This is a genomic window from Vibrio sp. TBV020, assembly GCF_046056895.1.
GTDB lineage: Bacteria > Pseudomonadota > Gammaproteobacteria > Enterobacterales > Vibrionaceae > Vibrio.
Window position 1 is genome coordinate 1,286,474 of sequence record NZ_JBEEAQ010000003.1, and the last position, 21,650, is coordinate 1,308,123.

Sequence of the window (21,650 nt, forward strand, 5' to 3'; positions counted from 1 at the left end):
TATTATTTTTGCTCTGCTAATGTTACGCCGCGCATCGTTAAGCCGCACAACATTGTTGGCATTGCATTGAAGATCTCTTCAAACTGCTCTAACCCTTCGATACCTTGCTCTGCTAGAGTTGCAATTGATGTTTCAGGATCATACAGCATGCTCACTGACAAAATAACGCCGCCAAGTAGCGCGCTGTCTTCAGTGTTTTCAGGCATGATGGTTTCCCAATCATCTCTTGCAAGCTGCCAACCTTGAAGTAAGCCTTCACAGAAATCACGTGTCTGTGCGGTTACAATATCTTCTTCGTCTAATGCACAACCTTCAGGCCACACCCACTGGTTATCAAGTAGAGCAGGGCGGTATTGATTCCAAAGCGCAATGATCAGTTCAATGTAGGTTTCTAGCTGTTCGCCGTCACTAAATGGTGCAACTTCTTCACCACCCCAAAGGAACGGTAGCCACTCTTCGGGCGGCAGTACATGCGGCGCAGCAGCCATCGCAGTGACAAAGCCGTGAGTCTTAGCTTCGTTGATCAATTTGTTTTCTAGCTCTGGCAATGACAGCAGTTGTTGTAAAGTCAAAATAGACACCCTATTACAGTCAGGACTTGTGATGAGGCAATGGTAACAGCCAACACATGAGAGAAAAAGGTTGCTGCATTGATATATTCGCTATAATTTTTAATAAACAGCAAAAATTCAAAGATTTATGGATATACGCTCGTCACTAAAACGAAAGAGTATCATTGCCTTAGCGATTTATTTGGCTGTGGCGATAGGTTTAATTGGTACCATTACCTATTTGGTGGTGGAGCCGCCTACGCGTGCCCAACTCGAAAAAAATCTTGAATTACGTACAGAACTTATCTCGACTCAGATTAAAGAACCTCTTAATAAATCATTAGGCATCTTGCAAGGTGTTGTCAGCATCGGGAGCACTGGCGAGTCACAAGAACATCAAGCATATCTGCTTCGTAAACTGTTTTTGCTTATTGATGATATTACCGTCAGTGGTGGTTTGTGGCCTGTACCGTATTCGATTGATGAAAGTAGGGCATTCAGTAGCCTGTTCTTTAATCGTGCCAACGACGGACAAGTGGATAGGGTCTATTCTTGGGATAATCCTGCGTCAGGTGGCTATGACAAAGAGTCTTGGTACACCTCTGTTGTTGAAAAGCCTCAAGGCACTATCTCTTGGTCTCCGGTATACATCGATCCTTTCACGCACATTCAAATGATCACCGCCTCTTCTCCATACTATATCGACGGGGTCTTTGCTGGTGTTGCGACAGTCGATATCTCCCTTGAATCTTTGGTTGATTTTGTTCGCCTCCACGCAGAAGAATACGATCTCGGTGTGATCTTACGAGATGGTTACGGTGATGTGATTACCGAATATAACTTCCAACTAGCTGAGAACATCTACATCAGTAAGCATACGTTTGGTGACTTTAATTGGAGCGTAGATGTCGTGAATGCCAAGCGCTTGGTTGCTGAGCAAGTGTATGATGTTGTCTCGAAAGTTGAGGCAGTTATTGTCCCTATCATGCTGATCTTTGTAATGTTGGGTTATTTCCTTATCAACCGCTTTTTAATCTCTCCGATTGCTGTCATTGCCAGAAGTGTTCAAGAATCGAAAGAAGGCGGGAGTATTCAGTTCGCCTACAACAGTAATGACGAAATAAAGTACCTAATCGACTCTTTCAATCAGAAGACCGTTTACCTAGAAGAAGAAAAGGTGAAGGCTCAAGCATCGACTAAAGCGAAAAGTGCCTTCTTAGCGACGCTGTCTCATGAGATCAGAACACCGATGAACGGCGTATTGGGTACTGCGCAAATTTTGCTAAAAACGGATCTTACCTCCGAACAGCGTAAGCACATGAAAACGCTTTATGAGTCTGGCGAACATATGATGACCTTGCTGAACGAGATTCTTGATTTCTCGAAGGTTGAGCAAGGCCATTTAGAGTTGGAAAGAGCACCTTTCCCATTAGAAGCGATCATTGGCAGTATCAACAGTGTTTACTACACGCTCTGCTCTGAGAAAGGATTACAGTTTAAAGTCTACTCTGATGTACCAGAGGGGCGATGGTATCAATGTGACAAAGCCAGACTCAGACAGATTCTTTTTAATCTCCTCAATAACGCAGTGAAATTTACCTCTCGAGGCTATGTCGAGGTGAGCTTCAAAGAAGAAGTTAGGAATGGATGCAACTTCTTAATCATTCAAGTGAGAGACACGGGGATTGGGATCAACAAAGAAGCGCAAGATAAAATCTTCAATCCATTCGAACAGGCTGCATCTTCCACGACTCGCCGGTTTGGAGGGACTGGTCTTGGGCTAGCCATCGTCAAACAGCTGTGTGACTTAATGGAAGGGGATATTAAGCTCACGAGTGAGGTTAGTATCGGTTCTAGCTTTGAAGTTGCCTTACAGATGGACATTAGCGAAGCCATCTTTGCTGAATATACCGAGCATAAGAAACTCGACTATCACGGCTTAAAAGCACTCATCGTAGAAGACAATCGAACCAATTCCACTATTCTCAATACTTTTATGACCAATAAGGGCTTCTCTTGTGATTGTGTTGAAAACGGGGAACTTGCTGTACATGCCATAAGAACAGGAGAGTATGACCTAGTTCTGATGGACAATCACATGCCAGTGATGGATGGCGTAGAGGCGACGGCGGTTATTCGTGGACTAAGCGATGAAAAGTCTAACGTGTTGATCATTGGCTGTACTGCAGATGTATTTAAAGATACATGGCAACGAATGCTAGGGGCGGGGGTAAACTACATTATCTCCAAACCTGTAGATGAAACCGAGCTTGATGATAGCTTGCTTAGCCACTCCGAGCTGCTCTATCAATTCAAACCCCACTTGTTAAACACGCAGTACAACGGAGATATAGAGCTTGAAGAACCACTGATGATGTTCTTCATGGCGATTGAAAATGAAAACCTACTCTATGCTCGTGAAAGTTTTGCTCAAATACAGCGGCAATTAGATAGTACTCAATCACCAGCACTCATTGAAAACCTCACTGTTATTGAGCGTTGCCTTGCATCTGGAGAGTTCCCTCACCAAGATGAACTTGACGTACTTACTGTACAAGTAAAAGATTACTGTAATTAAATTACGCCATGGTGGTTGTTTTTTAAACAAAATCAATATAACCAGCGTAAATATCTAACTTTATTACCTATTCTAGTTGTTTATTTACCACTTCGTTTTAACTTTGAAATCTAAAACTATAATTTTAATGATTTAATAGCCTTATCAACTGGTCATTACGATTGGTTGTAGAGGTATGTTTTGTTGACTCTTTAATTTTATAGTTTTTTATCTTGAGGTAAGAATGAAGTCTCGTGGGCCTTTTTGTATTCGTAATGCTGCGGCTGATACGTTTGCGATGGTAGTTTTTTGCTTTATTTCTGGAATGATCATTGAGATTTTTATCTCAGGTATGACTTTTGAACAATCTTTAGCGTCTCGAACGCTTTCGATTCCAGTTAACATCGCGATTGCCTTCCCTTACGGCCTGTTCCGTGACTATGTGCTGCGCCAAGGTGCCCGTCTTTCTAACACGGGTGTGATGAAGAACATCTCTGACCTTGTGGCTTACGTGCTGTTCCAATCTCCGGTGTATGCTGCGATTCTATTTACTGTTGGCGCATCGACTGATCAAATCATTACGGCAGTTACATCTAACGCAGTTGTATCGTGCGGCATGGGGGTTCTTTACGGCTATTTCTTAGATATGTGCCGTAAGTGGTTTCGCGTCCCAGGTTACTACCAAGAAGCGTAACTGGTGCAATCTCGGTCGAATTAGCTAGTAAGTGTACAAACAAACTAACAACAGCGCTTTTTTTAGGTATTGGACTTGACCTAACCTAATAGAATCATTAAATTAGCGCCTCGTTGGTTAACGATACCAACCACAATTTGATTCGGTGAGTTGTCCGAGTGGCTGAAGGAGCACGCCTGGAAAGTGTGTATACGGCAACGTATCGAGAGTTCGAATCTCTCACTCACCGCCAAATCTAATAATATGGCGTTTATTATGTCCCTAGAGTTCTGAAATTTAAGGCTTTTTAATAAACGTCATGTTCATTTTGTACTATATGTACTTCTTGTTATCTCCCCACTAGTAACACAGAAAGTAACACATTATACTCAGTGATAGAGCATGTGTTACTTTTCGCACCACTAAACTTTTTAAAACGCTCCAAAAATTAAGCTTATATACGCATGTTATTTACGTTTAAGTTTATGTTTTAAAAGGCTTTAAATTCCAAAGTAACACATGATTTCACAAGAGTTATGACCACCCGTAGGATGTGTTACTTTATGGCACCCAGAAGTTTAAACAAGCTGTCAGCAAGGCACGTACAACTTGCCGACATACAAGACAAAGACTATAAGCTGTCAGATGGTGGCGGTTTATATTTGTTTGTACGCAAGACTGGATCTAAGTCTTGGGTATTTCGTTACACCAAGCCGACAACTGGCAAGGTGACCAATTTGGGCGTTGGTCCTTATCCAACTTATTCATTGGCAGAAGCGCGTGAAATGTGCGCCAAGTTCCGCAGACAAGTAACTGAAGGCGTCGATCCAAAGTTACAGCGTGAGCAAGAGAAAGCGACTCTTTCTGAAGAGCAAAATAGTTCACTCGAGCGAATCGCTGAAATGTGGTTAGAGTCCAAGTCTGATTCTATTAAAACCAAGACGTTAGATGGACACGTTCAGAAACTGAGAAAATACGTTTACCCGGCACTCGGTAGCATTCCAGTTACTCAAATCACTGCCCCGCAAGCAATTGCTGCACTTCGCGAACCTGAACGTCAAGGTAAGCTTGAAACGGTTAAGCGCACTTGTGCATTGCTCAATTCTATTATGACGTTCGCAGTTAACTACGGACTTATTCACCACAACCCATTAGCTGGCATTGCAGCGGTGTTTAAAAAACCGAAAACCAGAAACCTTCCTGCATTAGCACCAGGTGAATTGCCTGAACTCATGCAAAAAATGTCCACCAGCAATATGTACTTTGTTACTCGTTGTTTGTTTGAGTTTCAATTGCACACTATGGTTCGACCAAATGAAGCAGCTGCAGCGCGTTGGGATGAGATAGATTTAGTTAATAAGGTTTGGACCATTCCTGCTGAACGAATGAAAATGGAACGTGATCACCGCGTACCATTAACTGATCAGTTGATCTCTATACTTGAAGCAGTGAAGCCAGTTAGTGGCCACCGAGAACATTTATTTCCATCAGCGCGGGCTCCATCAAAGCACACAGACTCAGAAACACTTAACCGTGCATTGAGAAGGGCGGGGTTTGTTGATCGTACTTGTGCGCATGGCCTTCGCTCTTTGGCTTCGACTACGCTCAATGAAGCAGAATTTAATCGTGACGTTATTGAAGCAGCTTTGGCACACGGTGATGACGATCGTATTCGTGGCGCCTATAACCGATCTGATTGGTTTGATTTAAGAAGAACTATGATGGAATGGTGGAGTGAGCACATTGTTGAAAATAGTGCTGTTAAAGTTTCACTAGCGGTATAAAAGAAAAGGGGCGTTACGCCCCTTTGTTGTGTCGAAGGGCCAGTTCGACTTGTTGGCCTTTAGCGCTCAACAATTCTATTCCCAAGGGTCAACGTCTTGCGGCTGCATTGTTCCCTTGTTGCATTCAGTACAAACCTCACCAACTTGCGATACTTTGTAAGAGTTACCACAACCTTCGCTGCATTCGCAGTAATACTTATTACCGCTGGCATCATTAGAGAAACGATATTGATATTCGCAGTTGTCGCATCGTTTCAAAACACCTACATCCAAAGCGCGTTCGACTGCTCTAGCTGCTCTATTGTATCCCCAGCGCAACACTCTCTGAACTCTTGATATGCCGATTCATCCTGCATGTCATCACGTTCTCTGAGCTTTAGAAGAGCTGCATCATCCATGCCATCATTAGTTCGACTAATCTCTGCTATGTCCATCAATTTGCTCCTTACCAGCGACCAGAACGATCACGCTTGCGGTCTGATTTGTTACGACGACCATCAATGGCGCAGTTAATGGCGGCCTGTAGTGTCGTCTTGCCAAAATCAACGTGGCCTATAGTACCTACATTGACTGTAATGCCACGTTCAGGCTTTACCTTCCAGTCTCTGCTGAATACCTCGTCAGAGCGTATGCGCCAGAATTCGTCAGCGTCACAAAGACAGCCATCTTCGAACTCATACATTCCATGACCAAGACCCTTAACCCATTCGCTAGAAGTGAAAGAGGGGTGCGTAAGCATCACCCCTTCTTCAAGAAGCCTTTTTGCTTCCGTTCTATTCAAAATCAATCTCCACTTGTTAGCTATATTGCTCTTCAGCCCAATTCTTCCAGTCAAAGCCACACTCAGTACATTTACCGTCTTTATCTTGGGATTCAGCATCTACATGGCAATCTGGACTAGGACATTGGGGAACTTGGACAACAAGCTTTGTACCTACAGGCCAGCGCTTACTATCAAAGCTAATTTCTTTGCTGGTATTGGTGTCCATATCACCTTCACACCAAGTTTCTATGTAAGGAGCATGCGCATCACAGTTATCCCCGCCGTAAACATCGGCCTTGACCTCTGCTCCAGATATTACGTTGTATTCAATCTCTGACATTCTCTTATTCCTTACTATTTAGCTTTACTGGCAATTTACACCACGCTTCAACTTCGGTTCCATTAGCCATGTATTGATGACCCCACTCTGCGCAAACATCAACGTAGTCAATCACCCAGTCTCAACCGTCAAAACAAAGAATCTCCTCACCTACAACGTCTATATCCTCAATCGATTCGATTTCGAATATCTCACGCTCCTTGCGCAGTAAATTAAGCTCAGTCGGATGACGCAGCGTATTAGCCTCAACCATCTTCCATACATCGTTGTAAATAGGCCAAGAACTCTCTACAACAACGCATTCTAAAGGTTTACTGGTCAATATAGCCCTGCCATCGCGAACCACCTCAGCAAGCTGGTACAGATCTTCTTTTTCTGAGTAGGTCAGAAACTTTTCAATATCACTGCGTTTGATCACCAAGTAGCGATCTTCTTTCTTAAATTCACTCATTTCTGCGCTCCCTGAGTATGATTTAGCTTATCTAATAACTGTTTAGCTTGATAAAAGACAATTTCAGCAACGCGATAGGCTTTTATTCCACGGCCTTGCAAACTGGGCTTCCATCGGTTTTGAACACTAAGGAAGTGGCGAACAAATGCCTTAAGCTCTTCGTTCGCTTTAAGTGCTGCTTGTAGCTCATCACGTAACGCAGTTAGCTTGTCATCACCAATATCGTATGACTCATACGGCTTAGGTCGTTTATATGAAAACTTTCCATCACCTACATCAACGAAGTCACGCATTACTGCATTAAGAGAAGCACTAGCATCATTAAGCGAAGCATTAGCCATTTGAACCTCTAGAGAAGAACCAAGTTCAGATTGGTGGGTTATCAGTGCGCTTCTAGCCAGCCCTTTAAGATAAAGATCACAAGCACTTAGTCTTAACGCCATTCTGGTGTCGAGCTCGTAATCATTTTCCTTCGCTTCGGCTTGCATTGCTTTCAATGGATTAGCAATATGATCTAATGCTTCAATCAACGTTTTGCTTCCAGCTGGTGGAGTCCAACCCAAAGAGACAAGCGCATCAGTTATAGTTTTCTCTTTTAGGTTAAGAACCTGAGTGCACTTATCCTGAATAATCCTTGAGTCAAAGTGAGAATCCTTAAAGATTTCTTTTAGCTCAATACGATCAGGCCAAACTTTTGCTTCGACTTTGATTTCCATTACCACCCCCAAGCAAAGGCTAAAATAACGTAAATGGTGTAAGCGATTGTTGCGATTACGTGCAAACCAAGAGCAGTATGTAGTTTTGGTTTGCGGTCTGAGAACGTCACTCGCCAATGTTCACCAAGAGTTGATTCAAGGTATGCGGTTGCAATGCGTTTAACCACCCAAAGAACAACCCACGCTGTAACAAGAATACTTAGTTTGATTTCCATACTCATTATTCACTCTGTTGTTTTAGCTTGGCTTTCGCTTCATCTAACGTTTCTATACGACCTTTCAGTGCGTTATCGAAATGCTCTTGAGCACTTATCTCTGTATTTTCCGGAATAAGACCGGGACCAAACAGAGTGTTAATGATCCAAGAGTTCGCAGCATCTTGATTGCCTTGAGCTAACTCGATATAGAATGATTGCATCACAACCAATAGTTTTTCCATATCCCATGCGTGAACTAGAGTTTGAGCCTTATATTTTTCTAGTTCTTTATGTAACTTCTCAACTGTTATTGGATTGGTCAGTACCCATGACAATAAATCAAACTCCCGATCGTCTACCTCGGCAATTATTGAGCGAATTTCAACTGCGTCTTTATAGCTCATTGATTCATTAAAAATGATACTTGGTTTTAGCCTTCCGTGACCGCAGCATGAGTTTCTAGTGATAATGTTCTTTTTCCATAAATGCTCAATTACTGGCGCTATGCATGCATCGACGCAAACACCATGAGGATTTGTAAACCCAAACGACTTAGGCGCATGTAAGATCACCTCTTTATCATCACCAATGTCTTTATTGTATGAGTGGCAGTTACACATGTTTGCCACCTTTCTCACTTCTAGTTGACTTTCCATATCATCACCTATACACAGTTCATCAAAGACGGATGTTGTAATCCAAGTGGTGCGAATGGAATATCATCGTCAAAATCCATTGGCGGCTCATTGTATTGGGGCTGAGCTTGCTGTGGCTGAGACTGTGGTTGCTGTTGAGCAGGTTGATGCTGCATTGGCTGCTGAGGCTGACCCCAACCACTTTGCTGAGGCTGAGATTGCCCCATATTTTGTGCTGGAGCACCACTTTGAGCACGACCGCCTAGCAGTTGCATTTGACCCATTGGCCATTGAACAACCACTTCTGTTGTATAACGGTCTTGTCCACTTTGGTCTTGCCATTTACGAGTCTGAAGTTGACCTTCAACATAAACTTGCGAGCCTTTGCGTAGGTATTCACCTGCAATTTCAGCTGTTTTTCCGAACAGAACAACACGGTGCCATTCTGTTTTTTCACGCTGTTCACCATTGTTTTTATCGCGCCATGTTTCAGATGTTGCAATGGTGATATTCGCCACAGCACTGCCATTAGCAGTGTACTTAACCTCAGGATCTTGTCCTAGGTTACCCATGATGATGACTTTATTAACCCCGCGACTAGCCATTGGTTATCTCCTGATTGTCAAAGTTAGCTTCATATTCCTTCCAAATCTCTAGGTCGCCATTGGCTATATGCCAAGAGATAGTCCCATCGCCATGTTGATCCCTGACGCTGCCGCCATATTTGGCGCCGGGGAATGTGAAATTAGCCACCATAGAGATCCAAGGATATCCACCTTGGAATTTGGTAAACTCAAGATCTGGCCTTAGTGATTGAACCTTTTGCTTAAACTCTTCGAATCCAGCATTACGGTTATTAACTTCTTTTTCGTGCTGCGACTTACAATTGTGATCGCAGAATACAAAGTCACCATCAATCGCAAGATCCTCCCATGGGTGAAAATCTTCATCCGGAAGTTTCTTTTGACAGTGGTGACATTCAAACCACCACCCCGCTTCAAGTAATGCTTTCGTAGGAACAGAACCTTCTTTTGCAAAGTAATCAAACTCAGGAGATCGTCTACAATCCAAATAATCGAAATCTTCACCAAGTCTCTCAGAACCTAATCTTCTGGCTGCCAATCCATGATGATGGAATACAACACAAGCTGCAGGTGTACTTTCACAAGTCACAGTCCAAGCTACCAATTCTTTACTTTGTTTCATTGGATGCCTCCATTTCACTGATCACCAGGTCAACGTTCTTATGAATAACTTCGAACTCAATTACCCATACGTAAGGGTTTTGGTCCCAGTTGTTGTAAATGTTGTTCCAAGTGCGAAAGAAACCATCTCTGTAGTTAGGAACTACTGGGCATTTTCCAAACTCGTTAGTGAAACCAGGTGCCATGCCTTCATTCTTGGCTTGCTCTTCTGTAATGTCTTTGAGTTGTTCAATGCGAACATCAGTGACTTTTAGAGTTAGTCGGCTTGCCCATCGTGGCATATGGATAGAAGGGATCCACTTACCATCAATAGGACCGTTAGCTTTATAGATGCAATGCTCTGTAGTCTTGAGGGCATCAGGTAAGAATTGTGGTGAAGAATCGCAGCCAGCCCACTCAAAGTAACTAAGTTCGTGATCATTCCATGAATCATGGTCAGTATCTGGATCAGCCATGAAAGTTTCGCGAACATAAATTAGGTCACCTTTTTGAGCTGGACCTTGGCCAATAGGTACAATACCTTCTTCTGGGTACTCTGTGCAGTACACTAAATATTCTGGCCCGCGAACCTTATCGTTATCGTCTTTCCATTTCGCGTAGTTAAGCCCTAAGAATTCTAAGTTAGAGCATTCCTTATCACTTGAACCCATAAAGCGAATAAACTCGTGTTTCTTCTTATCTACAGGGCGGCGAGTTACTGTTTTGCGTCCTTCCAATAGGGCGCGTATTAATTCAGTTTGGAATAACATTGGAATAGCTTTCATTGCATATCCTCCAACACTTCAGATAGTGAACAACCAAGCTCTTTAGCTAAAGCTCTAGCGTCTTGAATGCGTTCTACAGAACGGCGGGCTTCACAGCGTCTAGTTTCTTGGGCGGTTGGACTTTCGTAGTTACGGCCGGCTGCTTTACGAGAATCGAAAATGCGAGGGTGACCATATGGTAGTTGCTGGCTAGTCATTGGTTACCTCCAGGCGTTCCATGCAGATTTCAAGTTCTTCACCTTCTACTTTCCCAACAATTCGAAAGTGGTCTGGTTTTACAGTTGATTGCCAACGCATATCGGCTAAACGTGAAGTTAGTACAAATGGGTCAGTAGATATAACAACGGCATTATCGTAACGGCTACAACCGCTAGCCAATTGATAGTCAGCTTTGATCGGCTCGACTAGATCACCGATAGATAGCACTTGAGGCCTAGCATCTTCGAAGCGAATTAAGCGGCGCCTAGAGTCATTCTCAGTTGTGCCGTCTACCTTAACGGTGTAGTAAGCTGGAGAGTACTCATAGATGGAGTCGATCGAGCCATACTCAACGCCTCTAACGTCAAGGAATTTAAGGCGCGTCCCAATTTCAAAGGGCGGTATAGGTTGGTGCAAATCTGCCCAAGATTTTTCACTATCTCTAAGCGCTTGGTCCAAGTAACCAGTGACTTGTTCAAGGTTGGTAACGAAATCTCGGTCAACGTCCCAGCTATCATCTTCAAAATATTTCGCTAAATCGTATTCATCGATATGTTGGTAGTAATGAGTATCAAGAGAGTTGATAAGGTCTTGTTTCTCGTGGTCTTCGAAAGGGCAGTACTTATCACTAAATAATGCATCTACAGCATTTCGGATAACGAGCTTTTTGATTTCGCTATCATTTAGAGTTGGGCGAGGTTGGATCTCTATGCCTTTTGAGTTCTTTAATACGTTGGTCATTTTGGTCATTACCTTGTGAAGTGAGAAGATAGAGTGGGGAATAATCCCCACCTCATTTTTTCAATGATTAGTCGCCTAGATAAATGTCGTCTCCATAAACATCGGAAACATCGATGATTTTGGTTTTAGCGCAATACAACTTATATAAGTAACCCGGTAGGCCTATTGCATAAGTCGAATCTAAGACAGAGGTGTATTTCTTCCCACGCTCAACTGACGAAATGTAACCAATGGTGTAAACGCCAGATTCACCGTGATCGTACATGACTACTTTAATTGACTGCCAATCGTATTCAGGGTGTTTTAATGTGAAATGGATTCCGTGGCTATCAGACCATTCAATTTCGATTGAGTCGGAATAATGCCCAGCTTCCTCACCCCAACATCTCGCCACCTCGTCTAACAAATCTTGCATAGAGATTTGAGCTTCTGGCATTTCAATAGTGTCGGTGATCAATTCCACAAGTTGTTTCTTGCTGTTATCTTCAAGCACCTTCGAATATGACTCATTAATAACGTCAGCAATAAACTTGTTATATTCAGGAAGCGTTACGTGGGTGATAGCGTTATTTAATGACTCTTCAACCTTGCCTTTAAGAGCTTTTCCAAAGTCACCGTATGAGCACATTGATTTATTGACAGTTTCTTTCACTGCTTGATTCAAGCGCTCTTCGATCATCTTCTCTATAGCTCCGGTTTCGATCATTGTGTTGATTTGGTCATTTACGATTTGCTGTAGTTCTTTCATTGGTCTTTTCCTTGTGAATACCGCGTTTATTAGCGGTTGTCGATTTTGTTGTTAAGCCAGGTTACGACTTCTTGCTTAACCCATCCGATTGCTCGCGAACCCAACTGAACGCGTTTTGGGAAGGTTTCATCGTCTTTGGCTATTGAGTAAAGGGCGCTTTTAGAAAGGCCAGTCATACTCATTACTTCTTTTGCACGAATGATTTGTGGATCTTCGCTGGTGGACATTTGTCCTTCGTCTTGCGCCATGATTAGCCTCTACGTTATGGAATGATGAATTTGGCTGGTTGGTATTCGATTGAACCGTGTGCTTGGTTGCCGAACACATCCCAACCATCGATTGGTTTATCGCATCGTGCGAAGAGTTCCAGTTTCTTAGCGTCTGGGTATAGTCGTTCGATTCGTTGGCGAACTTCTTCAGGTTTGGCGCTGTGCTCGAGTCGTGGCGCTACTACAACTTGGCTGATTGAAGCGTCGAAACGAGGCGGAAGTTTGCCCTTTACTGCGATTAAACAGTCTTCACTGTTTGAGCGGGTTACATGACCCATACCAATAGCAAATTTATCGGTTTTCTTTTGATAGGTTTTAACCCAAGTGAAGCCCTTCATATTCATTACGCGAAAGCCCCAAGCCTCAGCTAATTCAGTGGCTTTTTCTGGCATTGGACCTACCCACCACATGAATAAGATACAACTGTCTTGATCGGCGATGCTTTCAATCGGCAATAAAGTGAGGTCGCGTTGAGTCATAGTTGGATACTTGTTTTCAAGGCCACGATCGCCGCTCTTTGCTTTATCTCGGTAAGTCCAAGGTGGATCGGCATAAATCACTTGATAGCTCATACAACCTCCTTGTTAAGTGCGTCGTACTCTTTAACTAAGTCGCGGATTTTCATGTTGATATAAATATGGTTTTCCATATTGTTTACGGCTGCGATGAAGTTAAATGCAGTCTCACTAGCATTGCTAATCGGGTCGAATAGCTCCATCACCAACTTAATGCTTGTATCCATTAGGTTGATGCTTGCTTGATACCCACCTTTTGCGCCTCTTCTGCTTTTGATCAACCCACTATTGTTAAGTGATGAAATAACTTGTTCGCAATAACTAACGGAAATATCCAATTGCTTTGATATTTGTACGGTAGTTAGGGTGCTGTTGCTTTTAGCGAGTAAAACGCAAATCGCTAAACCAATATTCATTTTTTTGCTACGCATAAATTAGTCCTTTTGAATAGCTACCATCATTTGGTCGGGTAGCTATTCGGTGGTCATAACCTTGTGAATGCCCCGGTTAAAAGGCTATAAATCACTTGAAAGATTGAGTTAGAAACTCGATTACAGATTTAACTTCACCAAATACCAGAGACAAATCAGCATCAAAACGAGCCAGTTTGTCTTCGCGTGGAATATCATCATTTTGATCTTTGATTTCATCGGAGAATTTAAGCTTCTTGAGCTCGAGGTCGTCTGTAAGGCTGAACGCAATGCGATCTTGAAAGTCAATGCCCACCTCCTTAACCATGGCGTTATGGTCGATATGAGTGAGTACTTCATCTGAAGTGAGTTCAGCTTGTTTAATGCCAATCTTAGGGCCGTCTTCAAGAACGGATTGCAGCTTAGCGGAATCTCCTAAACAAATGCCGTCAGGAGTTTGACCTGAGCGAATCCAGTCAGTGATTACCATGTCAGCTGGGCGTTCGCCTGTGAGTGGCACTACAGGGAGAGAGCCTAATGATTTGCGTAGCAGGGCGATAACTGTCTCGGCTTTGCCTGTGCTGCTTGCGTCAATTGCGATAAATTGTCCGCTTTCGATAATGAATACGTGGATGTATTCGTCTTGCGGTAATGTGGTTGGGAGAATGTCAATTAATAGGTCGTCTTTGATATTGTCCTTCTCTTTTTTGTTGAGTGGGCGACCTTCAGATGCTTCAATACTGTCGACGCTATCATCGAATAGTTTCTTGAAAGCTTTCGAGTTGACCTTGCGCTCTTGTTTGCAGTACTTCAGTAAGAAATTTTGCCCGCCATGAGAATGATAAACGCCACCAATGCCAAAAGGGGGAGTCCACCCCATTTTTGCTTTATCTTGGGGGCCACATTCAACAAAAGCGAAGTCGCAAAGTTTATTTTTCAAGTCGGTTTCTGTGATAAGAAAGCCTTCTCTAGCCTTGTAAACTAAGAGGTTTTTAGGAAATACGGTCATTAGTGCAAATCCTCTGCTTGTGACGTTTAATATCTATGTTATTATTCAAAGCGGTGGGGAGGTTTGGTCGCCTTGCCACCACCGGGCCTTGAGTAATCACGGCTTGGTCATAACCTTGTGAATGCCCCGCTCAATGCGGGGCTTTCCTTTTTTGGGAATAATAAAACCCGATAAGGTTTCTTTATTGCCATTATTCGATCATTTTGTGTAACGAACGAGACATATAATACATTATAGACTCAAGGGAAATAAAGTGCTTAATAGTGCCGATCGCAATATTTTTGATGGGAGTCATGTTTTTAGGCACAAAAAAACCAGCGAACAGGTCGCTGGTTGTCGCGATCGAGAAGGGAGGTTATTCGTTTATGGCGTAACTAACCTTTGTTGCGATTACTTTGATTTGATCTGTAATTTCTAATCTCTGCAGTTCTTCGGGTATGTCGGCTTCTAATGATTTAAGAAACTGACGTCCTTGTACTGATATGTATTCCATTATCTCGGGAGTTGCGTCTTCAGATATTTTTACAAGCACCCATTGACCACTGAATGGTTTCGCTTGGCAGTCAAAAAATAACATCCCACTCCGTTCGTATTTGCCTAGCATAGTTCTATAACTTATTGAGGTGAGCTTAATGGCAAAGGTACTATTGTTGTTTCCAGCTGAGCAAGGAATGCGTTCAACTTTATCGTTATCAATAAACTCTTCTAGAATTTCTTCCGCGCTATACACATCAATATCACTAAGTTGTAGTAATGGTACGCCTTCAGTTATGCGAAACTTTTCTTCCAGGTAGTCGTCGTTAATTGGCCCTGTACCATCACATAACCACTCAACTCGGCATTTTAGCGCCCTCGCAAGCTTTATTGCAGAGTCGATCATCACGCTTTTATTTGGCATGTTAATGATGTTGGTTACAACGGTTCTAGAAACGCCACTTTTCTCAGATAGTTCTACTTTGTTTCTAATTCCCAAATCTGTCATTCGCTTTTGAATGTTTTGAGAAATGGTCGATTGTTGTCCGGTCATGCTAACCTCGTGCTCCTTTGAATCGATGATTCATTTTGGCCGTATTTTTATCTTGGTGTTCGGTCAATTTTTATTCTGCTATTTAAACGTTTGCATTCTAGAGCTCAAAATATCTACAAGTGTCTCAATAACAAATGAATTTGTCCTATTAGTATCATATGTATTTTTTGCCGTGGCAAGATAATGAAATACTGTGTATTTAACCAGTTATGTTGCTATTGCAAATTTTCAATGATCCGCTTGACACTTTAAATGTCTTGTTCGAGAATTTGTATGGCCACGATTGAGTCAGCTCCGATATTTATCGACTCGCTGGTGGAATGTTAATAACGAGTGCTTTTAGGTGTGGCGGGAAGCTTGCACCTACCGGTCCCCAATCCTTTGACCAGACGGCGAGCTTCATGGAGCACCGCCACAACCTAAGCGCATTCATGCAATAAATGGTATTGGACGCTAACGTTACTCGCGGCCCGCTATCAGGCTGGTTTCCTGTCGGTGAGTCTCAAACGTTAAAAAATCAATCAAAAGTGCTAGCCATTTGTTGTTCAACATTTGAATAGGGGAAGTGAACCAAATCTACATATTTTCGATCAGGCATAAAAAAACCGCCTAAGCGGGGCGGTTCTTTCAGTAGCAGTGCAAATGCACCTAATGACATGAGAAATTATATGCAATACACAGTGATAGTCAACCAACACAAGGCTATTGAATGGGGATTAACTACCTCAGAAGCTTTGGTGTTTGCTTTCTCGCTTACGGATAAACCCAAATGTTGGGAGTTTCAAGGAGGAGGCGATGAGTAGAACCCCTAACATCAAGCGCAAGCGCAAGATAGATAACTTCACTCGGATCTCAAACGATATTTTTAGCGATGGTTGCTTGAGCTTTCAAGCGATGGGAATGCTTTCGTATTTATTGAGCAAACCCGACTCATGGGAAGTGTCAGTCGCTCACTTACAGAAGGTTACTAAAGGCACAGCTAAAACTACTGGTAGGGATGGTGTTTACAACATCTTAACCGAGTTAATTCAACAGGGTTTTTGCGAGCGAATTCGCTTTCCTGATGGTGCAACTGAGTATGTTGTTCAGGACTACCCACATACGGCTAAGACGGATGTGGCAAACCCCAATCCGCCTAAGCCTGATCCGTGTAAGGCGGATCCGCCTAAGACGACACAAGTAACTACTGATCTTAAAGTAACTACTGATCTTAGATATTCTTTGTCCGAGAATAAATTCTCTGACGATGATATGAAGCTTGCTTCTTGGATGTTGAAAAGAATCCAACTAGTTGCCCCACGAACACAAGCCAATTTAGATAAATGGGCTGATGTTATCCGTTTGATGCGTGAGCGTAATAAATTAACCCACCAGCACATCACAAATGTTTTCAGACTAGCCAATCAGGACAGTTTCTGGAAAACAAACATTCTTAGTCCAGGCAAACTCCGCGATAAGTTCCCTCAGCTTGAGGCTAAGTTCTTACCGCAGTTGCCTAAGCAATCTATCGCTGATCCAGAAAAGTCGAAAAGCAACGATATTGCAAAGCTCGATAGCGAGATTAATGCGATTGAAAGCGATTTGGAAAAACGTCGAACTCTCGATCAGGCACTTCATGGCGCTTATGTGCAAAGCATGGAAAAGAAATTAACTGAGCTTAGAGAAAAGCGAGATCAGTTAAAAAATCAGGGCTAGTCCCTATCACAAGGTAAATGACCAAGTACTAACAAGGAAAACCCAAATGACGATTCATTTAAAAACAGTAGTGTTACACCAACTAGTAAAAACTGAAACGGATGAGCTCGTAGTTAAATACCGTTCAGAGGCACTAGAAAACAACCTCAACACTGAAAATCTTGTGGCTGAGCTACACCGCACTTTCAATGCGAAAGCGGGTAAAGGGTTTGGTTTATTCAAACCAGACAGTCAATTTAAGGACGACCTCGTAATTTCTCGATGTGACAACGGCGAAGGCAGTTTCTATCAATTTTCCTCGGAGAGTGCTGAACGCCTCAAAGATGAGCTAAGCAAGTACCCGTTCGCAAGTGAAGGCGCATTAGTGATCGCTGAGTACCAATCATTAGCAACGGAATATCTTTTCGTGGCGTTGGTCCCTTCTATGTGCAGTATCACGGTAGCTGATGACCTTGATATTGTCCCAACCGACTACTTAGACATTGGCAAGATGGACATTGCAGCCCGTATTGATTTAACGAGCTTTGAAACCGACAAGGAGTCGAATCGTTACGTTTCATACATCAAAGGGCGCGTTGGACGTAAAGTTGCTGATTTCTTCTTGGATTTCTTACAGGCCGAAGTTGGCTTAGATACCAAACAGCAAAACCAAGTTCTGATGCAAGCGGTTCAAGACTTCTGTTCAGATGCGAAGTTGGATAAGGAAGAAACGCTTAGCTACAAGAAACAAGTTGCTAATTACTGCAAAGAGCAAATGAAGATGGGTGAAGAAGTACAGGTTCGCGAGTTGTCTGGTGAACTTCCACCTGATCAAAACGGCACCAGCTTTGCCGATTACACCGCGGAGCAAGGTTATGAACTTGAAGAAAGTTTCCCAGGTGATACAGCTGCAGTGCGCAAACTGACTAAGTATGTTGGCGCAGGTGGCGGTATCAATATCAGTTTCGATAGCTTGTTACTAAGCGAGCGTGTGTTCTATGACCCAGAAACCGACACTCTAACCATTAAAGGCACACCGCCTAACCTGAGAGATCAATTAACTCGCAATAACTAATAGACCAATAAAAGTCCTAGCGGATCTCGGTTCGCTAGGCATCACAAGGATTATGACCAAATGTTACGAACAAATGAAATTGTAGTGGATAACTTTGCTGGTGGCGGTGGTGAGAAAATCCTAAAAGTGTATGTATGGAGACGTTAGTGATTATAGAGACAGCATGGGCAATGCCGAACAAAAACACATTTGAAATAAAACCAATCAAAGAAATTATTGGAAGATATTTGAAGGGGGAGAGTATCGACCCATTTTCTAATGTCAATAGATTGGCGAAGATTACAAATGATATAGATCCCAGCGTTGGTGCTGATTACTGCATGGATGCAATAGAGTTCTTGCGAACGTTTGATGATAATTCGATTGATACTGTTTTGTTTGATCCTCCATATTCACCTCGACAAATCAAAGAGTGTTATGCATCGCTGAATAAAACAGTCAATTTTCAAACTACTCAGTCAAAGTTTTGGGGCGACCTCAAGAAGGAAATCTCACGAATCACTCGCCCTGGGGCTATTGTTATTACTTGTGCTTGGAATAGTGGTGGGGTGGGGAAGAAATATGGGTTCGAAAAGATTCATGTAACTAATGTCGCTCATGGAGGGTGGCATAATGACACAATAGTGACAGTCGAAAGAAACGTTCAGACCAACCCATGCAATTACTCCAAGGGAGCATATATAACACACAAGAAGAGAACTAATAAGAGTGAAGATGACATCATTAAAGCAATAGAAAAACTGACCAATGAAGGAGCAAACGTCACAAAAACGGCAGTGGCAAAAGTCACAGGCATGAGAAGAGAGCATTTATCACGACGATATCAACATTTATTTACTGTTAGGACTTCATAGATTATGTGATTTATGTTGAATACCCACCGCATACAGTAACGACTACTGATTACAATACCTTGGTTGCAAGTCGGTTGGTTAAAGAGATCGACCTTGAAGACAAATTACCTCTGACGTTACCAATGCATGAAGAATGGATGGAGAGAGAACTTTCGCAGCTAGAACATGAAAGGCGAATTAGTTACATGACGATACGTAAGCCGATTGACTTTTCATTAGTTCTTAGTGAAGCGAATCCCTGAACGAGTCACATTGATTCTCGAACGAGGCGGTAGTATATTCGTATACACCGCCTTTTTTATTGGGTTCGAAATGGCAAAACGCTTTGGTCGACTAAACAAGCGCAGAGGCAGTATTCCTCCTGTTATGAAGATGCGCTCTAAATCGCATAGAGAGAGAACCAAACGCCAGCAGTCAGCACAAAGAAAGCTGGAACGGCAGAAGTATTTCCATTTCAAAAATATTCACGCCATGGGTGGAACGTGCAGCCCCCGGAGCGTACCCGACTAGGCTTATTGCCCGAGTGGGTGTAAGGCCCACACCTATTCAAAAGCTTCGCTGTACGCGAGGTGGTAAGGAGGTGATCCATACCGTCAGCATAGGGTTAAGCTGGCCGTATTAGACCGCTGATAAGCGCACTAATGCGAATAGTGAGAGTAGTTAAAGAGAGCTTTGGCTCTCTTTTTTGTTTTCGGAGGTACTGAAATGAATGGTCGTAAGCCTAACAGAGCAGAAGAAGCCTATATTCGTGGGGCAATGCAGTCAGTTGGTTGTGTGGCTTGTAATATGTTGGGGTATGAGAATGATTACCCTGAGCCAGAGCAATATCTATCAACCCACCATAACCCGGACAAGGGAAGCAAAGAGCAGTATTGCCACTTCTTTTCCGTTCCTTTGTGTCCCGGTCATCATCAAGGCGTTAATGTCCCACCAGGTAAAGAGCCCGTTCGTCATCGCAATTATGCGCACTTTAAAGAGAAGGTTGGTAGCGATCTAGATATGGCGCGTTTTTGCTGGGAACGTCTTTCTCTAGATGCACAGGATACTATCGGTGAAAAGACAGAGATTTGGAGCTTTGATGACTTGGTTAAGAAAGACGCAGAAATGAGAGGACAAGCACAAAACTAAGCTTGTTGTGACTTTTGGTAGTGTCTATTATATGTATCGAACGAGAATTAAAAAGACTCGTTCGAATCACAAGGAATGACCGCAATGACCAAATCTCAAAAATCCAAGCTTGAGCACCTTCGCTGCAAGCACTGGGGGGTAACCCCAGAGCAACGAACCAATGCCCTTTTACGTGTCTACTGCGCTAAGCGAGGTGTTGTGTGTCTTTAAGAAAATCAGCCCGTGAAATGTACCCAAAAGAGTATGCTGAAGTTGCCGCTTTAGGCTTTAAGCAGTCGGTAAAGATGCTGTCGTACTCAATGGGTAAAGAGCCAGAAGAAGCATTCAAGATGCTTTGTCTTCGTCTGGAACGAGCAGAAGAACAAGTTTCTAGTTATTACAACGTTGGTTTGCCTGATTACTTAGTTGATCGTGTACTTGAAATATTAAAGCAGCATCAAGTTCCTTTCGGTAAGCATCAATTAAAACCAACTAAAAAAGTGGTCGACATGTGGATTAAGCACAAGTTGGCGATCGCTCAATCTTAAACTCAAATTAATAGCGAATAGGTTATGACCAAACATATAATGGTAGATTTAGAAACAATGGGTTCAGGTAGTAATGCATCAATTGTTTCAATTGGAGCTGTAGTATTTGATCCAACGACAGGAGATCTAGGCAATAGATTTTATCAAGTGGTTAGTTTAAACAGTTCAGCGCACTATGGTGAAATCGATAGCTCAACGGTTCAATGGTGGATGCAACAATCTGAAGATGCTCGCGCAATCTTTCAAAAAGAAACCGAGAAGGTAAGTTTAAAAGACGCATTGAACCAGTTAAACGAATGGTTAGCTGATATTGGTAGCGTAAAAGAAATTTTCTTGTGGGGTAACGGAAGTGGTTTTGATAACGTCATTCTTAATAATGCGTTCAAATCTGCGCGTATTCGACCTAACTTCATTCATTGGAATGACCTTGATGTTCGAACCATTGTAAAAATGGGTCGCGACATCCTTGGTATTGATCCAAAATCTAGCCTTCACCGTTCTGGTACTCATCATTCGGCCTTAGATGATGCAATTTTCCAAGCTCAATATGTATCTGTTATTTGGTCGATGTTTAATAACATGAATCGTCCCTGCGGTGTTGCGAAAAAAGAGCCGAGAACAGGCGGCTAAGTTTGCCAACGAGCTAGGTTTATTACCTTTTATGCAAGAGCTAGCTAAATATACAGGGAAGTTTCACTCAGTAACCATTTATAAGGGTGAAGAGTGTTTGGTCCACTACGAACGAGCCTGAAAGTAGTTTAAGCCATGCCCGCCATTGTGCGGGTTTTTTTGATATAGTGGTGTCTCGTTCGAGAATTTAAAAGTATTCTTAAGGTCAT

General features: G+C 42.7%; 29 protein-coding genes and 1 tRNA gene. 11 read left to right on the forward strand and 19 right to left on the reverse strand.

What is annotated here, in order from left to right; all coding sequences use genetic code 11:
* Nucleotides 1–2 precede the first annotated feature (2 nt).
* A complete protein-coding gene (locus AAFX28_RS13865; RefSeq protein WP_408688476.1) occupies nucleotides 3–572 on the reverse strand; it encodes a UPF0149 family protein in 570 nt (189 codons plus the stop codon).
* A gap of 127 nt (nucleotides 573–699) precedes the next feature.
* On the opposite strand from AAFX28_RS13865, the gene AAFX28_RS13870 reads away from it, so the two are divergent.
* The 4 genes from AAFX28_RS13870 to AAFX28_RS13885 all read left to right on the forward strand — a co-directional run bounded on the left by AAFX28_RS13870 (nucleotide 700) and on the right by AAFX28_RS13885 (nucleotide 5,565).
* A complete protein-coding gene (locus AAFX28_RS13870; protein WP_408688477.1) occupies nucleotides 700–3,129 on the forward strand; it encodes an ATP-binding protein in 2,430 nt (809 codons plus the stop codon).
* 223 nt (nucleotides 3,130–3,352) lie between these two features.
* Nucleotides 3,353–3,802 (forward strand): L-alanine exporter AlaE, encoded by a 450-nt coding sequence (locus AAFX28_RS13875; RefSeq protein WP_408688479.1) that lies wholly within the window; start codon nucleotides 3,353–3,355, stop codon nucleotides 3,800–3,802.
* Nucleotides 3,803–3,946: 144 nt separating this feature from the next.
* Nucleotides 3,947–4,034, forward strand: a tRNA-Ser gene (locus tag AAFX28_RS13880).
* Between the two features lie 310 nt (nucleotides 4,035–4,344).
* Nucleotides 4,345–5,565 (forward strand): tyrosine-type recombinase/integrase, encoded by a 1,221-nt coding sequence (locus tag AAFX28_RS13885; RefSeq protein WP_408688480.1) that lies wholly within the window; start codon nucleotides 4,345–4,347, stop codon nucleotides 5,563–5,565.
* A gap of 263 nt (nucleotides 5,566–5,828) precedes the next feature.
* Here the strand turns inward: AAFX28_RS13885 and AAFX28_RS13890 are convergent, their stop codons facing one another.
* From AAFX28_RS13890 to AAFX28_RS13975, 18 genes are all read right to left on the reverse strand, one after another.
* Nucleotides 5,829–5,999, reverse strand: coding sequence for a hypothetical protein (locus AAFX28_RS13890; RefSeq protein ID WP_408688481.1), 171 nt, complete (start codon nucleotides 5,997–5,999; stop codon nucleotides 5,829–5,831).
* An 11-nt stretch (nucleotides 6,000–6,010) separates the two neighbouring features.
* Nucleotides 6,011–6,346 carry a hypothetical protein gene (locus AAFX28_RS13895; protein ID WP_408690933.1) on the reverse strand — a complete coding sequence of 112 codons (336 nt, stop codon included), beginning with the start codon at nucleotides 6,344–6,346 and terminating at the stop codon, nucleotides 6,011–6,013.
* A 16-nt stretch (nucleotides 6,347–6,362) separates the two neighbouring features.
* Nucleotides 6,363–6,668 carry a hypothetical protein gene (locus tag AAFX28_RS13900; protein WP_408688482.1) on the reverse strand — a complete coding sequence of 102 codons (306 nt, stop codon included), beginning with the start codon at nucleotides 6,666–6,668 and terminating at the stop codon, nucleotides 6,363–6,365.
* Between the two features lie 121 nt (nucleotides 6,669–6,789).
* Complete coding sequence (locus AAFX28_RS13905) at nucleotides 6,790–7,119, reverse strand: hypothetical protein (protein ID WP_408688484.1); 330 nt, start codon at nucleotides 7,117–7,119, stop codon at nucleotides 6,790–6,792.
* Nucleotides 7,116–7,835: a hypothetical protein gene (locus AAFX28_RS13910; protein WP_408688486.1), complete on the reverse strand. Its 720-nt coding sequence runs from the start codon at nucleotides 7,833–7,835 to the stop codon at nucleotides 7,116–7,118. Before AAFX28_RS13910 ends, AAFX28_RS13905 begins: the two co-directional genes overlap by 4 nt.
* Complete coding sequence (locus AAFX28_RS13915; RefSeq protein WP_408688488.1) at nucleotides 7,835–8,056, reverse strand: hypothetical protein; 222 nt, start codon at nucleotides 8,054–8,056, stop codon at nucleotides 7,835–7,837. Before AAFX28_RS13915 ends, AAFX28_RS13910 begins: the two co-directional genes overlap by 1 nt.
* Entirely contained in the window at nucleotides 8,056–8,688 is a 633-nt protein-coding gene (locus AAFX28_RS13920; RefSeq protein ID WP_408688489.1) for a hypothetical protein, read from the reverse strand. Before AAFX28_RS13920 ends, AAFX28_RS13915 begins: the two co-directional genes overlap by 1 nt.
* A gap of 8 nt (nucleotides 8,689–8,696) precedes the next feature.
* The gene (locus AAFX28_RS13925) at nucleotides 8,697–9,272 is read right to left on the reverse strand and encodes a single-stranded DNA-binding protein (protein WP_408688490.1); all 576 of its coding nucleotides are present in this window, start codon (nucleotides 9,270–9,272) and stop codon (nucleotides 8,697–8,699) included.
* Nucleotides 9,265–9,873, reverse strand: a complete 609-nt coding sequence (locus tag AAFX28_RS13930) for a hypothetical protein (RefSeq protein WP_408688492.1) — start codon at nucleotides 9,871–9,873, stop codon at nucleotides 9,265–9,267. Before AAFX28_RS13930 ends, AAFX28_RS13925 begins: the two co-directional genes overlap by 8 nt.
* Nucleotides 9,860–10,636, reverse strand: a complete 777-nt coding sequence (locus AAFX28_RS13935; RefSeq protein ID WP_408688494.1) for a hypothetical protein — start codon at nucleotides 10,634–10,636, stop codon at nucleotides 9,860–9,862. Before AAFX28_RS13935 ends, AAFX28_RS13930 begins: the two co-directional genes overlap by 14 nt.
* On the reverse strand, nucleotides 10,633–10,833 hold the full coding sequence (locus AAFX28_RS13940; RefSeq protein WP_408688495.1) for a hypothetical protein: 201 nt from the start codon (nucleotides 10,831–10,833) through the stop codon (nucleotides 10,633–10,635). Before AAFX28_RS13940 ends, AAFX28_RS13935 begins: the two co-directional genes overlap by 4 nt.
* Complete coding sequence (locus AAFX28_RS13945) at nucleotides 10,826–11,575, reverse strand: hypothetical protein (RefSeq protein WP_408688497.1); 750 nt, start codon at nucleotides 11,573–11,575, stop codon at nucleotides 10,826–10,828. The genes AAFX28_RS13940 and AAFX28_RS13945 overlap by 8 nt, the downstream gene beginning before the upstream one ends.
* Before the next feature lie 67 nt (nucleotides 11,576–11,642).
* Nucleotides 11,643–12,323 carry a hypothetical protein gene (locus AAFX28_RS13950; RefSeq protein WP_408688498.1) on the reverse strand — a complete coding sequence of 227 codons (681 nt, stop codon included), beginning with the start codon at nucleotides 12,321–12,323 and terminating at the stop codon, nucleotides 11,643–11,645.
* Between the two features lie 29 nt (nucleotides 12,324–12,352).
* Nucleotides 12,353–12,571, reverse strand: coding sequence for a helix-turn-helix transcriptional regulator (locus AAFX28_RS13955; RefSeq protein WP_408688500.1), 219 nt, complete (start codon nucleotides 12,569–12,571; stop codon nucleotides 12,353–12,355).
* 14 nt (nucleotides 12,572–12,585) lie between these two features.
* Complete coding sequence (locus AAFX28_RS13960) at nucleotides 12,586–13,164, reverse strand: MT-A70 family methyltransferase (RefSeq protein ID WP_408688502.1); 579 nt, start codon at nucleotides 13,162–13,164, stop codon at nucleotides 12,586–12,588.
* A complete protein-coding gene (locus tag AAFX28_RS13965; RefSeq protein ID WP_408688504.1) occupies nucleotides 13,161–13,538 on the reverse strand; it encodes an Rrf2 family transcriptional regulator in 378 nt (125 codons plus the stop codon). Before AAFX28_RS13965 ends, AAFX28_RS13960 begins: the two co-directional genes overlap by 4 nt.
* 91 nt (nucleotides 13,539–13,629) lie before the next feature.
* Entirely contained in the window at nucleotides 13,630–14,526 is an 897-nt protein-coding gene (locus AAFX28_RS13970; protein WP_408688506.1) for a recombination-associated protein RdgC, read from the reverse strand.
* Between the two features lie 355 nt (nucleotides 14,527–14,881).
* On the reverse strand, nucleotides 14,882–15,553 hold the full coding sequence (locus AAFX28_RS13975) for a helix-turn-helix domain-containing protein (RefSeq protein WP_408688507.1): 672 nt from the start codon (nucleotides 15,551–15,553) through the stop codon (nucleotides 14,882–14,884).
* A gap of 795 nt (nucleotides 15,554–16,348) precedes the next feature.
* On the opposite strand from AAFX28_RS13975, the gene AAFX28_RS13980 reads away from it, so the two are divergent.
* The 7 genes from AAFX28_RS13980 to AAFX28_RS14010 all read left to right on the forward strand — a co-directional run bounded on the left by AAFX28_RS13980 (nucleotide 16,349) and on the right by AAFX28_RS14010 (nucleotide 21,441).
* On the forward strand, nucleotides 16,349–17,248 hold the full coding sequence (locus AAFX28_RS13980) for a hypothetical protein (RefSeq protein ID WP_408688509.1): 900 nt from the start codon (nucleotides 16,349–16,351) through the stop codon (nucleotides 17,246–17,248).
* A 46-nt stretch (nucleotides 17,249–17,294) separates the two neighbouring features.
* Complete coding sequence (yejK, locus tag AAFX28_RS13985) at nucleotides 17,295–18,302, forward strand: nucleoid-associated protein YejK (RefSeq protein ID WP_408688511.1); 1,008 nt, start codon at nucleotides 17,295–17,297, stop codon at nucleotides 18,300–18,302.
* 134 nt (nucleotides 18,303–18,436) lie between these two features.
* Nucleotides 18,437–19,156, forward strand: a complete 720-nt coding sequence (locus tag AAFX28_RS13990; RefSeq protein ID WP_408688512.1) for a hypothetical protein — start codon at nucleotides 18,437–18,439, stop codon at nucleotides 19,154–19,156.
* 5 nt (nucleotides 19,157–19,161) lie between these two features.
* Entirely contained in the window at nucleotides 19,162–19,398 is a 237-nt protein-coding gene (locus AAFX28_RS13995; protein ID WP_408688513.1) for a hypothetical protein, read from the forward strand.
* A gap of 463 nt (nucleotides 19,399–19,861) precedes the next feature.
* The gene (locus AAFX28_RS14000) at nucleotides 19,862–20,284 is read left to right on the forward strand and encodes a Ref family recombination enhancement nuclease (RefSeq protein WP_408688514.1); all 423 of its coding nucleotides are present in this window, start codon (nucleotides 19,862–19,864) and stop codon (nucleotides 20,282–20,284) included.
* Nucleotides 20,285–20,484: 200 nt separating this feature from the next.
* Nucleotides 20,485–20,811 carry a hypothetical protein gene (locus AAFX28_RS14005; protein ID WP_408688515.1) on the forward strand — a complete coding sequence of 109 codons (327 nt, stop codon included), beginning with the start codon at nucleotides 20,485–20,487 and terminating at the stop codon, nucleotides 20,809–20,811.
* 24 nt (nucleotides 20,812–20,835) lie between these two features.
* A complete protein-coding gene (locus AAFX28_RS14010; protein WP_408688516.1) occupies nucleotides 20,836–21,441 on the forward strand; it encodes a 3'-5' exonuclease in 606 nt (201 codons plus the stop codon).
* Nucleotides 21,442–21,650: the final 209 nt, after the last annotated feature.